This window comes from Bacillus sp. LR--39 (assembly GCF_053613335.1).
This window is the reverse complement of record NZ_JBSIOT010000004.1, coordinates 82,053-96,645: the sequence shown is the minus strand read 5'-3', so window position 1 is coordinate 96,645 and position 14,593 is coordinate 82,053. Positions and strand designations below refer to the sequence as shown.

The window sequence follows — 14,593 nt, the reverse complement described above, 5'->3', positions numbered from 1 at the left end:
CAGTAAACGGATGCTGCCTGTTACATCGTTATGTATCGTCTGAAGAGGTCATTTATTTTGTTTTTTAAATATGAAAATAGATATGACGGTAAATATGATGGCTGTAATAACAATGATCCACAAGCTTGCTGCCGTACTGATAAAATGGCCGTTTAACTTGTAGACGATCCCGTAATGCTTTTCATATTCCTGTATTTGGTCCGCAGAGGCATGTTTAAATACTTTATCAACTGAGTCTGTCATAAACGCTTTTCTGAACAGAACGGCGGTGTGGCTGATAGGGAAGTACATAATAATCTTCTGCACAAACACCGGTACGCCGCCGATCGGCACATATACTCCGCATAAAAAACCGATGGCTGTTCCGACAATCGTACTTAACGTCGAAAATGCATTTTGTGTGTGAATAAACAGCGTTAAAAATAAATTTATGGAACTTGACAGTGCAACTGAAAGAATAATGATCCCCAATACTTCAAGTATATCTGTTCCGCTTAAAAGCTTGCTGCCTGTTGAAACGAGAAAAATTTCACAGCCTAAAAAGGCGATGAAAGAAAAGATCAAGCCGATGACAAATGAATGAATGACATAGCTCAATTGGATGGTCGCCCTTGATAAAGGAGCTGTTAAAAAGTCATACGTTCTCTTGCTTTCTTTATCTTTCACCATAATTCCGAAAGCGCCTAAAGTCGTTGTCACAGCTGTAATGGACAGCAATCCCGCCACCATCCATTCGTTCACCATTGCTTTGGAATCATCTGTCGAACCGACCAAGGCCTTAATGGCGTCCAGCTGTGTCTGCTGTAAGAACACGGCATATAACAGAATGACGATAAATACTGACAGCAAAGAAAGAAGCAAAAGCGTTCGATCACGGAAGTATATTTTTATATTTCTGCTGATTAAACTGGATAAAGACTTCATTTATGCAATGCTCCCCTTTACTGGCAAACTGCTTCCTTGTTCTTCGATAATATGGATAAACACATCATCCATATTCCCTTTAATCACCTCGAAAGATTCAATTTTTCCTTCAAGACCTTTCAAAATGTCAAACGCTTGGAGAGTGGACTCTACACGAAGGGAATAAATAGAGTTTTTAACCGTAAAATCCAGTTGTTTATTTTCAAACCATGCAGTCGGATCAACGCCTTGCTTAAACATCATATGCAGACTGTCAAACGCATATTGATCTTTCAGCTGACTCGGTGTACCCTCTGCGATCAGACGTCCTTCTTTGATGACCACAACGTTATCAGCCACAGCGGCCTCCTCCATGTAATGGGTCGTTAAAAAGATCGTCATGTTTGTTTCTTCCTGCAGCCTTTTAATCGCATTCCAAACAAAAACTCTCGTTTGCGGATCAAGACCTGTAGTAGGCTCATCTAAAAATAATATAGTCGGTTTATGGATGATGGCACGTGCAATATCCGCTCTTCTTCTTTGTCCGCCTGACAAATCGCTGTATTTTTTCTCCTTAATATCATCCAATTTTAAATAGTCTGTTACAAACTGATAGTTCTCTTGCACTTGTGCCTTGCTTAAATGATAATATTGTCCGCGGTTCATGATATTTTCATAAACGGTCAATCGTTCATCCAAAATGCTCTCTTGGAAAACGACTCCGATCTTTTTGCGGATATGATTATTCTCTTTCCCCTCACCAAGTGTATAACCGTCTATTACCACTTTTCCGGATGTCTTTTTAATCAGCGTACAGAGAATATCGATAGTGGTCGATTTCCCTGCACCGTTCGTTCCCAGAAATGCAAACAGCTCGCCGCGTTTGACAGAAAAGGATACCCCTTTCACTGCTTCAAATGATCCATATTTTTTGCGCAGATCCGTTACTGTAATAATGTCTTGTTCTTCTCCCATTCTGTTCACCTCGAAAAGTAAGATACTATACCGTTGTTCACTAACTTTATATCGTCATTCCCGCCAGGATTTTCCTCATTTTTATCCAACTTTATTATCTTTTTATAAATAATTATCTTTATTATGAAGATATACGCACATAAAAAGGCTTCTTAAAAGAAGCCTTTTATCGTTTTACGTTAATATTATGCTTTCATTCCCCAAGTCATTAACAATCGCCACTTTATTAAGGAGCTTTGTAAGGATCTCCTACACAAATAGATTTTTCTTTTCCTGCAAAAACGGTAGAAATTTAGTCGCATTTCGTTAAAAAGCCTTTAACAGTTATCACAAAATCTTGCCTCCCTGCTTTTTAAATGTGCAAGATCATAGCGTGATGTTTTTCCCAATTCCGTTTTAATAAATAATTAAAAAAGGTTTCATTTGTGCTTATATGTGGCTTTTTCTTCAGCAACTGATGAAGACTTAAAGAACTCATTCTCTTTGTAATTCATTTGCATATGTTTCAGCCTTTTAAAAAAGTAATTTTCTAATTGTTTGTCTATACAATAAATAAAACAGCCTTTTTGTCCCCGGGTCATCAAAGTTCTGTATGTGTTGCGAATAATTTCGTCTGCAAGCTTCTCAGCTTCTTCTGAATTTTGCTTTAGCATTTTCTTCAAACCACGTAAGGAGGTATCTGTTTTCGCCCGCTTTGAATGATCAGTCAATACTACTCCATCCCTGCACACTAGATCATTTCCTATAATTACACCTACATAATCAAATTCCAAACCTTGGCATGTGTGTATACAACCTATTTCATTAATAGAATCTTCGTCAATTGCCCACGTGTCTGAGTTATTTAAATTCCAACTCATTCCGAATTGATATTCAGGAATCTCGATATCATGAAATTCTGTTTTAGCTTTTCCTTCCTTCACCCAATCCCAACAGTAACCAGCAACTATTCGAGCTTTATTATTAACTCTATTCAGATCTTCTATCTGTTTACGCAATTCATTTGGATTTCTATATATACGAAAATCGTAGTTCATTCCAATATAATTAGAATTCGCAGTTTCCCGAATTTGAAGAACATCATCTAACCAGCTTATATAACCATCTGAACCATTGCAACGAAACTGTGAATCCAGTTTCATATTTGTAACCTGAGCATCTAATTCTTTTGAGAATTTAAGGATTGTATCAGTGCTACCAATATCTTTTAACGTTACTCTTTGATGTTCATCTATGAAAAAAACAGAAAGTTTGGAAGCATTTATTATTTCCTTAATTTGATTTTCCCCAAGGTTATTAAATAAACCGGATTTCTCATTTAATCGATGCGCCTCATCAACAATTAAAACGTCAAATTCACCTGATGGAGCATTGACATAACTGCCCGATCCTTTAAATAAATTATCAATGTGCCCTTTCCGAAAGTTTTGTTTTAACTTAGTAGCATATATATTTCTGGGAGCAGCATTTTTTGTTACATATTGTGCAACGAGACTTCGGTTTGTTGCTTCTACTAATAAATTTACAGCAAGAACAGATTTTCCTGTACCTGGCCCGCCTTCTACAACTAAAACTTGTTTAGTGTTTGTACGTAATGCCTCATTCGCCAAATGTAAAGCCGTCTCATACACGACTTTTTGATTATCAATCATCATAAACTCTCGATTACCTTGAAGCATACTGTTTAACGAATCTTGAAGAGACTTTGAAGGCCGTATTCTTCCTTTATCTATTGTATATAGGATTTCTTTGTTGTCTCCATATTTAATATACTTTTTAATGAAATCACGAAGCTTACCTGAATCACCTTTGATAAAAACAGGAGCTTCTTTTATATAATATTCATATATTGAATCAGTTAATGGATCGTCTGTACCCTGATTCAAGTAGTTATGTAAGTATGTACAAGGATATAGCTTGATATCTTCTTTTTGCGCATTTTCATTGTAATCCTTTATTAACGAAGCGTATGACCAGGCTTGATAAGATGGATGGGTTGTTTCGCGAATTCCTTTATTTATAAACGTTTTAACGATGGCCTCTTTACTATCAATTTTCTCTACTTTCTCCCATTGTTTAAGTTCCACAATCACAATAGATGAACGATCATCCTTATCTGATCCAGATATAAGAAAATCAATACGCTTTGAAGTATGGGGTATTTTGAACTCAATAGCAATTCCTGCGTCCTTAGGAATTTCTCTATCACTTAATACCCTATACATATACTGCATAGAGTTATCCCAAGATCTAACCTCTCTCTCATTGATTTTGCCAATCTTATCATTATAGTTTTTACAGATATTCATCACCAACTTATCGTCAAACACATCACTTAAAAACTCTTCTTTTGTAGCTTCATAAACTATCATTGTTTCACCTTTTCATTAACTTTTTGCGTTATCTCTATAAATTCGCCGCTCAAAATAACTAAATTGAGCTATATTGAGAATACCATTTTTCTTCAAATTAATCTGTTTTAATATAACCTTTGTAATTAATAATTAAAAAGGATTCTTCACATATTAATATAAAAAGCAGCGTTCTCAAAAAGAGAACACTGCTTTATTTCAATACGAGCTTTGCCACACACTCCACATGATTCGTATGCGGGAACATATCCACCGGCTGCACTTCGAGCGTCTCATACCCGCCATCCTCAAGCACCCGCAAGTCTCTCGCAAGCGTGCCTGGGTTACACGACACATACACCACCCGCTTCGGTTTCATCTCCACAATCGTCCGCAGGAGGGCTTCGTCGCAGCCTTTTCTTGGCGGGTCGACAACGAGGGTGTCGGCCGTGATGCCTTCTTCATACCATTTCGGAATGACTGTTTCCGCTTCTCCGACTGCGAATTCCGCGTTTGTGATGCCGTTCAGCTCAGCGTTGCGTTTTGCATCCTCGATGGCTTCCGGCACGATTTCGACGCCGTATACTTTCTTCGCCTGCTTCGCTAAGAAGAGAGAAATCGTTCCGATGCCGCAGTAGGCGTCGATGACGGTTTCTTCCCCTTGCAGCTCCGCGTACTCAAGCGCTTTGTCGTAGAGCACTTTTGTCTGTTCCGGGTTGACCTGATAGAACGATCTGGCGGAGATGGCGAATTTGACGTCTCCGATGAGGTCGTAGATGTATTCTTCGCCCCAGATGACGTTTGTTTCGTTCCCAAAGATCACGTTTGTTTTGTTTGGGTTGATGTTTTGCACGATGGATTTGACGTGCGGGAATTGCGCCGTAATGTCTTCGATGATCTTCGCTTTGTGCGGGAAATCGCTTGTTCTTGTGATGAAGACGATCATCATTTCGCCCGTGACGACGCCGTATCTGACCATGATATGGCGGAGCCAGCCTTTGTGGCGTTCTTCGTTGTAGGCTTTAACGCCGTATGCTGCGCAAATGTCTTTGACAGCTTGGACGGCTTCGTCGTTTTTGGATTGCTGGATCAGACAGGCGCTCATGTCGATGATGTCATGGCTTCTTTGCTGATAGAATCCGGCGACGAGTCCGCCTTCTCTTTCACCGACAGGCACCTGTGCTTTGTTTCTGTAGTTCCACGGGTCTTCCATGCCGAGCGTCGGGTGCACGGTGACATTGGACAGATCCAGCTTGCCGATCCGTTCTAAGACGTCTTTGACTTGTTTCTGTTTAAACAAGAGCTGGCCTTCATAGGTCATGTGCTGAAGCTGGCAGCCGCCGCATTGCTTGTAGATCGGACACGGGGCATCCGTTCTGTGCGGGCTTTCTTCTTTCAGTTCAATCAAGCGGCCGAAAGCGAAGCCTTTTTTGACGCGTGTCACTTTGATTTGCGCTTTTTCCTCAGGCAGGGCGTTCGGCACGAAGATCGGGAAGCCCTGAACCTTTGCGACGCCCGCTCCTTCGTGCGTCAAATCCTCAAATGTCACATCATAGTATTCATTTTTTTCTATCGGGGGTTTCATTTTCATCTATAATCACCTCTAGTTTTACCAATAGCCTTGTTTCAGCGTGCTGGCAAACCTTCAAATTCAATGTCAGCCTTCAAAGGTTTCCGATCACGCTGAAAAGATGACAAAATCCTAAAACGAATACTGTTTTAGGATTTTGTCCGCGTATTAATCATCCAGCTGTTCCGCTTTCTCTTTCGGCATGATGACGTGAATATGCCGGTACAGATTCACGAATTCACCCGGCAGCATGCCGCCGTATTCGCCGTCCAGGTTCAGCTGCATCTTTTCTGATACATTGACTTTCACACGGTTCGCTTTTGTGTAAATAATGTGCTGATCGTTAATATGATCGCCTCTGAGCGCCATGCTCGCGACTCTGATAAACTCCGCGAGATTGGCTTTTTTCAAAATAATCAAATCAAACATGCCGTCATTCAGGCTGGAATCAGGGGCCAGCTTCTCGAATCCGCCGACCGAGTTGGTCAGCGTCACTAAAAACAGCATAATTTCGCCTTGAAACAGCTTGCCGTCATATTCAATCTCGACTTCTGTCGGTCGAAGTGAAGGCAGCATTTCCATTCCCTTTAAATAATAAGCAAGCTGGCCAAGCATCGTTTTCAGTTTACTCGGCACATCATACGTCAGCTCCGTCAGACGGCCTCCGCCGGCGATGTTGATAAAGTACTGACCGTTCACCTGGCCGATGTCGATCGGGCGGGCTATGCCGTTAATGACGGTATCAGCGGCATTCAGTATATTCTCTCTCGGAATGCCCAGCGCTCTGGCGAAGTCATTTGTCGTGCCGACCGGAATGATGCCGAGTGTCGGGCGTTTGTCTAACGGCGCAAGGCCGTTGACGACTTCATTAATCGTTCCGTCTCCGCCGGCAGCGATAATCAGGTCAAACTCCCGCAAAGCGGCTTCTGTTGCGGCGTGGGTGGCATCCCCCGCGCATGTGGTGGCATGGGTGGAGGTTTCATAACCGGCTTGTTCAAATTTTTGCAGGACCTGGGCAAGATTTTTCTTAAAAAGCTCCCGTCCTGAAGTCGGATTGTATATTATGCGTGCACGTTTCATTATCTCATCATCCTACTTAAGAGTATCCGATCCATTATTAACACTAACAACCTTTAATTATACTATGACTTGAGAAAATCGCAACAATATGTACAGGAATTGCCAGAAGAAAAAAGGCCTTAGCTCCGTTTAAGGAGCCAAGGCCCGCTGTCTTACTCTTCTTCCATTCCAGGTTTTTTCTTACGGAATTTCGCTAATACTTCATATACGATCGGCACAATCAGAAGGGTAAGCAGAGTCGAACTGATTAAACCGCCGATAACGGTGACACCGAGTCCTTTAGAAATGACCTGGCTGCCGCCTTCGAAGCCCAATGCCAATGGAAGCAGGGCGCCGATTGTCGCGATCGCCGTCATCAGAATCGGACGCAATCTCGTAGAACCCGCCTCTAGGAGCGCTTCTCTCGTCGATAAGCCTTCCGCTTCTTTATGGATGACGCGGTCAATTAAGACAATCGCGTTTGTGACGACGATTCCGATCAGCATCAGCATACCGATCATGGCATTCAGACTGATCGTCTCTCCGGATACATACAGGCCGGCTAATGCGCCGATGACTGTAAACGGAAGCGAGAACAGAATCGCAAACGGCGCTAATGCTCCGCCGAACGTGATCACAAGAACGAGGTATACGATGGCGATTGCGGCAAGCATCGCTAACCCAAGTTTCGTAAAGGAATCAGCAATATCCGCTGATACACCGCCGGTATCAATGGATACATTGTCCGGCTTATCCAGTTTGTCAACTTTCTTTTGAACTGCTGATGACACCTTCGTGACGTTGTCAGAAGTGACGGTTGCCGTTACGTCAGCGTACACTTTGCCGTCGCGTTTGGAAATGGTATCGGATGTCGTGCCGTTTTTCACTTTCGCCACATCGCCGATTTTAACTTCTTGGCCTGCAGGCGATGTGATGGTTTTATCCTCTAATTCTTTTACACTCTTATACTGGTCTTTTTCTGTTTTGATGTTGACGTCAAGCTCTTTGCCGTCCTTTTTCACCGTTGTCAAAGGAGACTGTGACGTTTGGGACATCAGGGCTTGGGAGATTTGCGAAGCCGTCAGGCCCTGCTTGCTGAGTTTCTCCTGGTCAGCGGTGAACGTGTACTCATCATATGTGCTGGAAAGGCCTGAGTTGATGTCTTTCAGATCCTTCTGCTTTTTCATGATGCCTTCGATGTCTTTGACCGTGCCTTTAATATCAGACTCTGAATCTCCGTACACATAGTACGTTAATTCGTTGTTGTTGCCTGACGAGCTGAAATTTTGTGATTTCCATTCGCCGCGGCTGGATGTTTTTTTGATTTCTTTTAAGACATTGTCTTTTTCTTTGTCAAAATCAGGCGTGTCATCCTCGTATTTCACGTAGAACAATGCGCCGTTTGAGCTTCCGCCGAGCGGACTTTGCGAACCTAAAGAATACTGAACGGTATCGACATGTTTGCGTTTAAGCAGCATGTCTTCCGCTTTTTGCGCAGCTTTTTCAGCTTCGCTTTTCGTTTCGCCCGGTTCAGGCGTATATGTGAGCTGCATCGTTTTGTCCGCTTGCGCAGGCAGGTAGCTCGCTCCGATCAGAGGTACGAGGAACAAACTGCCGACAAGCATCAGAACCGCGATGATAGATGTAATCCATTTATGTCTTAATGACCAATTCAGCACTTTTTTATAGAAATTGGCCAATCTGCCCGGCTTATGCTCTTTCGCTTTAACAGGCGCGCCTGTGAGCGATTTTTTGAATAAGCTGTGCGCAAGCATCGGCACCAGTGTGATCGAAATCAACAGCGATGCGGCAAGCGCGAAGACGATTGTTAATGCAAACGGCATAAACAGTTCGCCGATCTGTCCGCCGACCATGGCAAGCGGCAGGAATACGGCAATGGTTACGATCGTTGATGACATGATCGGTTTAAACATTTCTTTCGTCGCTTCACGCACCAATTGCTTCCCGCGTAAAGGTTCATCTTTCAGCCTCATGCGGCGGTAAATGTTTTCGATCACGACAATCGAGTCGTCGACTACCCGTCCGATGGCGACCGTCATCGCACCGAGCGTCATTATGTTCAATGTGACATCAAGCTGATTCAGCACAAGAAGCGCAATCAGCAGTGACAGCGGGATGGAAATGATAGAAATCATCGTTGATTTAATATCTCTTAAGAATAAGAGAATGATCACGACCGCAAAAATCGCGCCGAAAATCGCTTTGCTTAACATCGTATCCACCGACTCTGTAATCGGCTCTGCCATATCAAGAGTCGAGCTGTACTTGAACCCTTTATGGTCTTTTTTGTATTGATTCAGTTCATCTTTAATCGCATCGGCCACTTCTACCGTGTTGGCGTCATTGGCTTTTACGATATTAATTCCGATGCTGTCCTTTCCGTTCGTGCGGGAAATGGATTCAGCTTTTTTCACATCTTTAATGTCGGCAATGTCAGAAAGCTTGACTGTCGGCACTCCTGCTGCCGCGCTTTGCTGTGCCTGCTGCATAGCCTGAGCGTCCGCCGCAGATGCCGCACCGGCTCCGCCCGCTTGACCTTGAGCGGCAGAAGAAGATGTGACTGGAATTCTCATATCTTTCAGATCTTTAATTGACGTAATATTTCCGTTAACAACAACTGATTTTTCTTTGTTGCCGAATGTGTACAATCCAAGCGGCGTATTGACGTCAGAGCCTTGGATCACTTTCTTGACGGTATCTTCATCAAGTCCGTACTCTTTCATTTTTTTGTCTTTGAAAGAGAATTCCACCTGCTCTTCCTGCTGTCCGGAAACTTGTACGGACGCAACGCCCTGAATGCCTTCAAGCTTAGGAACGAGAGTGTTTTCCACATTTTTGGTCAGGTCTTCAAGCGAGCTTTTGCCGCTTGTCACACTGAGCGTCAAAATCGGGAAAGAGTTGAGGCTGTAACGGGAAATGTCAGGTTTTTTCGCGTCGTCAGGAAGGCTGACACTGTCCAGCGCTTCAGCGACTTCGGTTTTCGCCTTGTCCATATCCTTGCTGTAATCATATTCAATCATAACCGATGAGACGTTTTCAGAGGATGTGGACGTTACGACGCTCACTCCTTCTAAATTCTGGACCGCCTGCTCGATCGGTTTTGTCACGTCATCCGCAACTTGACTCGGAGCAGCTCCGGGATAAGTCGTATTTACTGAAAGGTAAGGCATGTTGACGTCCGGTATGGATTCCTGCTTCATATTCATACCGGCATACAGCCCTGCTACAGTAACGATAATCGTCATCAGCCAAACTGCGAATTTGTTCTTCAGTACAAAGTTAATAATGTGGTTCATCATGTCCTCCGTTAATTTTTATTGACTGACTGGTCATTCTATATAATACTAAACGGTATAACTCAACATCGTCAACTAATAAGGCAGTAAATTTTTCTAAATTTTTCAGGATTAAGGGGAAGCACGTCATGAACGAAAAAAAAGAGAAAATCATAAAAACAGGCATCCATTTATTTGCCAAAAAAGGGTTTTCTTCAACAACCATTCAGGAAATCGCCGGTGAATGCGGAATTTCAAAAGGAGCCTTCTATCTCCATTTCAAATCAAAAGAAGACCTTTTGCTGTCAGCATGTGAGTATTACATCGGCATGTCTATGGAAGAAATAAAGAAAATCAAAACAGAACACCAGCATAAACCGCCTAAGGACGTATTCCGAAAACAAATCGCTTATCAATTCCAGGAATTTATGGAGCACAAGGACTTTATCATTCTCTTGCTGAGCGAAAAGGTCATTCCTGAAAATCAAAAGGTCAAACAGTATTTTCATGAGGCCAATATTCAATTTAACATGCTGTATCGGGATGCGTTGCTCTCCGTTTACGGAGATGCCGTCACACCGTTTTTAGCGGATGCGTCCGTTATGGCGCAAGGAATTGTGAGCTCCTATATTCATTTCTTGATTTTTAATGAACATACGGCATTCCGGACGGAAAACGTGGCGGCCTTTCTGATTGCCAGAATCGATGACCTGATTACGGGACTGATAAAAGACAACCCCGATCCGCTGCTGCCTGAGGATATCTTCACTCAGCCCGCGGCGGACAGAGAAAGACTGCTTGCGGATATTCAAAAGATAAAAGCACAGCAGGGGCTGCCTGAGGACGTCCTCGTATCGCTTGAAGTCATTGAAGAGGAATGCGCAAAGGAAGAGCCGCGAAAACCGATTATTAAAGGAATGCTGTCCAACTTGGCAGGCAGCGGAACTGAACAGATTGAAACGCTGCGGGCTTCCATTGAAACCTATTTCAGCTTATAAAAAAAAGAGACCGGCGCTTACCGGTCTCCGTGTCAGCAGCGCCCTTAGAGGCGGCTGCTTTTTTTTATCGTTTTTTGATTTCTTCAAGTAAGATCTTGTTGACCATCGGCGGGTTGGCCTGTCCTTTTGAGGCTTTCATAATCTGCCCGACAAGGAAGCCGATCGCGCGGTCTTTTCCGTTTTTGAAGTCTTCAATTGACTGCGGGTTGCTGTCAAGCGCATCTGTTACCAGCTTCAGAAGCACGCTTTCGTCAGAAATCTGCACGAGGCCTTTTTCTTTGACGATTTTTTCTGCGTCGCCGCCTTTTTCAATTAATTCTTTAAAGACTTTCTTCGCGATTTTAGACGAGATGGTTCCTTTTTCAATCAGCTTAATCATGCCGGCAAGGCCTTCAGGAGTCAGGGCGACATCCTCAAGCTCTTTTTGTTCGGCGTTCAGGTAAGCTGAGACTTCACCCATCAGCCAGTTTGATGCCTGCTTGGCTTCTGCGCCTTTATTGACCGTTTCTTCGAAGAAATCAGCCATTTCTTTCGTCAGCGTCAGAACCATTGCGTCATAAGCAGGCAGACCGAGCTCTTCGATATAACGCTTGCGGCGCTCGTCCGGAAGCTCAGGAATGGTTGCTCTTACGCGTTCTTTCCATTCGTCATCAATGTAGAGCTCGACAAGGTCAGGCTCAGGGAAATAACGATAGTCGTCAGAACCTTCTTTGACACGCATCAAAATGGTTTTTTTCGTCGCTTCATCATAGCGGCGCGTCTCCTGCTGAATGACTCCGCCTGACAGAAGCACCTGCTCTTGGCGTTTTTCTTCATGCTCAAGTCCTTTTTGCACAAACGCGAAGGAGTTCAGGTTTTTCAGCTCCGTTTTTGTGCCGAATTTCTCCTGGCCGATCGGACGGAGGGAAATGTTGGCGTCACAGCGCAGTGAACCTTCTTCCATTTTACAGTCGGAAACGCCTGTGTATTGGATAATTGATTTCAGCTTTTCGAGATATGCGTAAGCTTCCTCCGGTGTGCGGATATCCGGCTCAGATACAATCTCGACAAGCGGCGTGCCCTGGCGGTTGAAGTCAACGAGGGAATAGCCGTCGCCCGTATGCGTCAGTTTTCCCGCATCTTCTTCAAGGTGAAGACGGGTAATGCCGATTTTTTTCGTTTTTCCGCCGACTTCGATTTCGATCCAGCCGTTTTCGCCGATCGGCTTGTCAAATTGAGAAATTTGATATGCCTTCGGGTTGTCCGGGTAGAAATAGTTTTTCCGGTCAAACTTCGTATCCGTTGCGATTTCGCAGTTCAAAGCCATTGCGGCTTTCATCGCGAATTCGACCGCTTCTTTGTTCAAAACGGGCAGCACGCCGGGATAGCCGAGGTCGATGACGCTCGTTTGGGTATTCGCTTCCGCGCCGAATGGCGTCGGTGAGCTTGAGAAAATTTTAGATTTTGTTTTTAATTCCACATGGACTTCAAGTCCGATTACCGTTTCAAAGTTCACTTCATTTCACCCCTTACAGTTCAGGTTTCGCTTTATGATGATCTGTTGCCTGCTCAAAAGCATGAGCGACGCGGTATACAGTGCCTTCATCGAAGTGTTTTCCGATGATTTGCAGTCCGAGCGGCAGTCCGTCCGCAAATCCGCACGGCACGCTGATTCCCGGCACACCCGCGAGGTTGACAGGAATCGTTAAAATATCGTTGGCGTACATTGTGAGCGGATCGCTGGTTTTTTCGCCGATTTTGAATGCCGGTGTCGGCGTTGTCGGTCCGACGATGACATCGTATTTCTCAAATACGTCTTCAAAATCTTTCTTAATAAGCGTGCGCACTTTTTGCGCTTTTTTGTAATACGCGTCATAGTAGCCGGAGCTGAGTGCGAAGGTGCCGAGCATGATGCGGCGCTTCACTTCATTGCCGAATCCTTCAGAGCGTGTCTGTTTATAAAGGTCGATCAGGTTGTCCGCATTGTCTGAGCGGTAGCCGTAGCGGATGCCGTCAAAGCGCGCAAGGTTTGCAGACGCTTCGGAAGAAGACAGCAGATAATACGTCGCAAGCGCGTATTTGCTGTGCGGCAGAGATACTTCTTCCCATGTCGCTCCGAGGTCTTCAAGCACTTTTAAAGCGGCTAAAACCGATTCTTTCGCTTCTTTGCCGACGCCTTCTCCGAGATATTCTTTCGGTACGGCGATTTTTAAGCCTTTAATATCGCCAGTTAATGAAGAAAGAAAGTCCGGCACTTCGACATTGGCGCTCGTAGAGTCCATTTTGTCCGGGCCTGAAATCGCCTGAAGCAGGAATGCGTTATCTTCTACGTTTCTTGTGATCGGTCCGATCTGGTCTAATGAAGACGCAAAAGCGACCAAACCGTAACGTGACACGCGTCCGTATGTAGGCTTTAATCCGACGACGCCGCAGAAAGAAGCCGGCTGGCGGATGGAGCCGCCCGTATCAGATCCGAGTGAAAACGGCACTTCGCCCGCGGCAACCGCAGCTGCGGAACCGCCGCTTGATCCGCCGGGAACCGTATCGAGATTCCAAGGGTTTTTCGTCGCTTTGTACGCGGAGTTTTCAGTAGAAGAACCCATCGCGAACTCATCCATATTCAGCTTTCCGATCGTGACGGCTTCAGCAGCTTGAAGGCGCTCCACGACCGTCGCATCGTAAATCGGATCGAAGTTTTCGAGGATTTTGCTTGAGCATGTTGTGCGAAGCCCTTTGGTCACGATGTTGTCTTTGACGCCGATCGGCATTCCGAAGAGAAGACCGTGTTCAGACCGTCCGTCAACCGCTTCGTCAAGTTCTTTCGCGTAAGCGCGGGCTCTTTCTTCATCAAGCTGCAAAAACGCCTGCACCTTATCATCCACGGATGCGATCCGTTTGTAAGATTCATCAACAAGATCGGAAATCTTGATTTCTTTTTTATGTATCATTTGTTTCAGTTCTGTGATTTTGTGATCAAATAATGACATACTGTCTCCCTCCTTTAATCCAGAATAGATGGCACACGGACATAGCCGTCTTTATGATCGGGAGCATTTTTCATGACATCCTCGACCGGAAGGCCTTTACCCGCTTCATCTTCTCTCATTACGTTTTTCATTTTCAGCACGTGTGTTGTCGGTTCCACGTTATCCGTGTCCACTTCATTAAGCTCCTCGGCAAACGAGATAATGCTGTCAAGCTGTTCTGTGAACATTTCAGCTTCTTCATCCGTAATGGCGAGTCTCGCCAAATGAGCGACATGCTTTACTTCTTCTATAGAAATTCGTGACATAAGATCCACCTCCGCATAATTCTCCGTTTCGTCATATAATACTGATCATATCAAAAACGAGCCCTCTAAAGCAACAAAACGCCGCCTTCTGAGGCATGATGAAACCCTCTCTATTTTATCCTAAATCGGGGAGAAAGAGAAACGAATTATATGTCAGAAAATTTTTACTT

The 14,593-nt window shown here is 44.3% G+C and carries 10 protein-coding genes; 1 reads left to right on the top strand and 9 read right to left on the bottom strand.

Features of this window, described 5'->3' with window-relative positions; genetic code table 11:
* Window positions 1–48: 48 nt before the first annotated feature.
* The 6 genes from ACWHAR_RS17400 to ACWHAR_RS17375 form a co-directional block, all read right to left on the bottom strand.
* Window positions 49–924, bottom strand: coding sequence for an ABC transporter permease (locus ACWHAR_RS17400; RefSeq protein ID WP_007609910.1), 876 nt, complete (start codon window positions 922–924; stop codon window positions 49–51).
* Window positions 925–1,878, bottom strand: coding sequence for an ABC transporter ATP-binding protein (locus tag ACWHAR_RS17395; protein ID WP_003155721.1), 954 nt, complete (start codon window positions 1,876–1,878; stop codon window positions 925–927).
* Between the two features lie 419 nt (window positions 1,879–2,297).
* Window positions 2,298–4,250, bottom strand: a complete 1,953-nt coding sequence (locus ACWHAR_RS17390; RefSeq protein ID WP_032872508.1) for a DUF2075 domain-containing protein — start codon at window positions 4,248–4,250, stop codon at window positions 2,298–2,300.
* 193 nt (window positions 4,251–4,443) lie between these two features.
* A complete protein-coding gene (rlmD, locus tag ACWHAR_RS17385; protein ID WP_032872511.1) occupies window positions 4,444–5,820 on the bottom strand; it encodes a 23S rRNA (uracil(1939)-C(5))-methyltransferase RlmD in 1,377 nt (458 codons plus the stop codon).
* Between the two features lie 147 nt (window positions 5,821–5,967).
* Entirely contained in the window at window positions 5,968–6,879 is a 912-nt protein-coding gene (locus tag ACWHAR_RS17380) for a diacylglycerol kinase (RefSeq protein WP_032872513.1), read from the bottom strand.
* A 152-nt stretch (window positions 6,880–7,031) separates the two neighbouring features.
* Window positions 7,032–10,175, bottom strand: a complete 3,144-nt coding sequence (locus ACWHAR_RS17375) for an efflux RND transporter permease subunit (protein WP_032872515.1) — start codon at window positions 10,173–10,175, stop codon at window positions 7,032–7,034.
* 128 nt (window positions 10,176–10,303) lie between these two features.
* On the opposite strand from ACWHAR_RS17375, the gene ACWHAR_RS17370 reads away from it, so the two are divergent.
* Complete coding sequence (locus ACWHAR_RS17370) at window positions 10,304–11,152, top strand: TetR/AcrR family transcriptional regulator (RefSeq protein WP_032872517.1); 849 nt, start codon at window positions 10,304–10,306, stop codon at window positions 11,150–11,152.
* A 64-nt stretch (window positions 11,153–11,216) separates the two neighbouring features.
* On the opposite strand, the gene gatB is transcribed toward ACWHAR_RS17370, so the two are convergent.
* From gatB to gatC, 3 genes are read right to left on the bottom strand one after another with little or no spacing between them, the layout of a single operon-like run.
* Window positions 11,217–12,647, bottom strand: a complete 1,431-nt coding sequence (gene gatB / locus ACWHAR_RS17365; protein ID WP_003155730.1) for an Asp-tRNA(Asn)/Glu-tRNA(Gln) amidotransferase subunit GatB — start codon at window positions 12,645–12,647, stop codon at window positions 11,217–11,219.
* A 13-nt stretch (window positions 12,648–12,660) separates the two neighbouring features.
* The gene (gatA, locus tag ACWHAR_RS17360) at window positions 12,661–14,118 is read right to left on the bottom strand and encodes an Asp-tRNA(Asn)/Glu-tRNA(Gln) amidotransferase subunit GatA (protein WP_007609878.1); all 1,458 of its coding nucleotides are present in this window, start codon (window positions 14,116–14,118) and stop codon (window positions 12,661–12,663) included.
* A 14-nt stretch (window positions 14,119–14,132) separates the two neighbouring features.
* Complete coding sequence (gene gatC, locus ACWHAR_RS17355) at window positions 14,133–14,423, bottom strand: Asp-tRNA(Asn)/Glu-tRNA(Gln) amidotransferase subunit GatC (RefSeq protein ID WP_003155732.1); 291 nt, start codon at window positions 14,421–14,423, stop codon at window positions 14,133–14,135.
* Between the last annotated feature and the right edge of the window lie 170 nt (window positions 14,424–14,593).

Bases quoted from the DNA above. Each gene is read 5' to 3' on its own strand.
- gatA (WP_007609878.1), bottom strand. From the start codon at position 14,118: ATGTCATTATTTGATCACAAAATCACAGAACTGAAACAAATGATACAT.
- ACWHAR_RS17390 (WP_032872508.1), bottom strand. From the start codon at position 4,250: ATGATAGTTTATGAAGCTACAAAAGAAGAGTTTTTAAGTGATGTGTTT.
- ACWHAR_RS17375 (WP_032872515.1), bottom strand. From the start codon at position 10,175: ATGAACCACATTATTAACTTTGTACTGAAGAACAAATTCGCAGTTTGG.
- ACWHAR_RS17400 (WP_007609910.1), bottom strand. From the start codon at position 924: ATGAAGTCTTTATCCAGTTTAATCAGCAGAAATATAAAAATATACTTC.
- ACWHAR_RS17370 (WP_032872517.1), top strand. From the start codon at position 10,304: ATGAACGAAAAAAAAGAGAAAATCATAAAAACAGGCATCCATTTATTT.
- ACWHAR_RS17395 (WP_003155721.1), bottom strand. From the start codon at position 1,878: ATGGGAGAAGAACAAGACATTATTACAGTAACGGATCTGCGCAAAAAA.
- rlmD (WP_032872511.1), bottom strand. From the start codon at position 5,820: ATGAAAATGAAACCCCCGATAGAAAAAAATGAATACTATGATGTGACA.
- gatC (WP_003155732.1), bottom strand. From the start codon at position 14,423: ATGTCACGAATTTCTATAGAAGAAGTAAAGCATGTCGCTCATTTGGCG.
- ACWHAR_RS17380 (WP_032872513.1), bottom strand. From the start codon at position 6,879: ATGAAACGTGCACGCATAATATACAATCCGACTTCAGGACGGGAGCTT.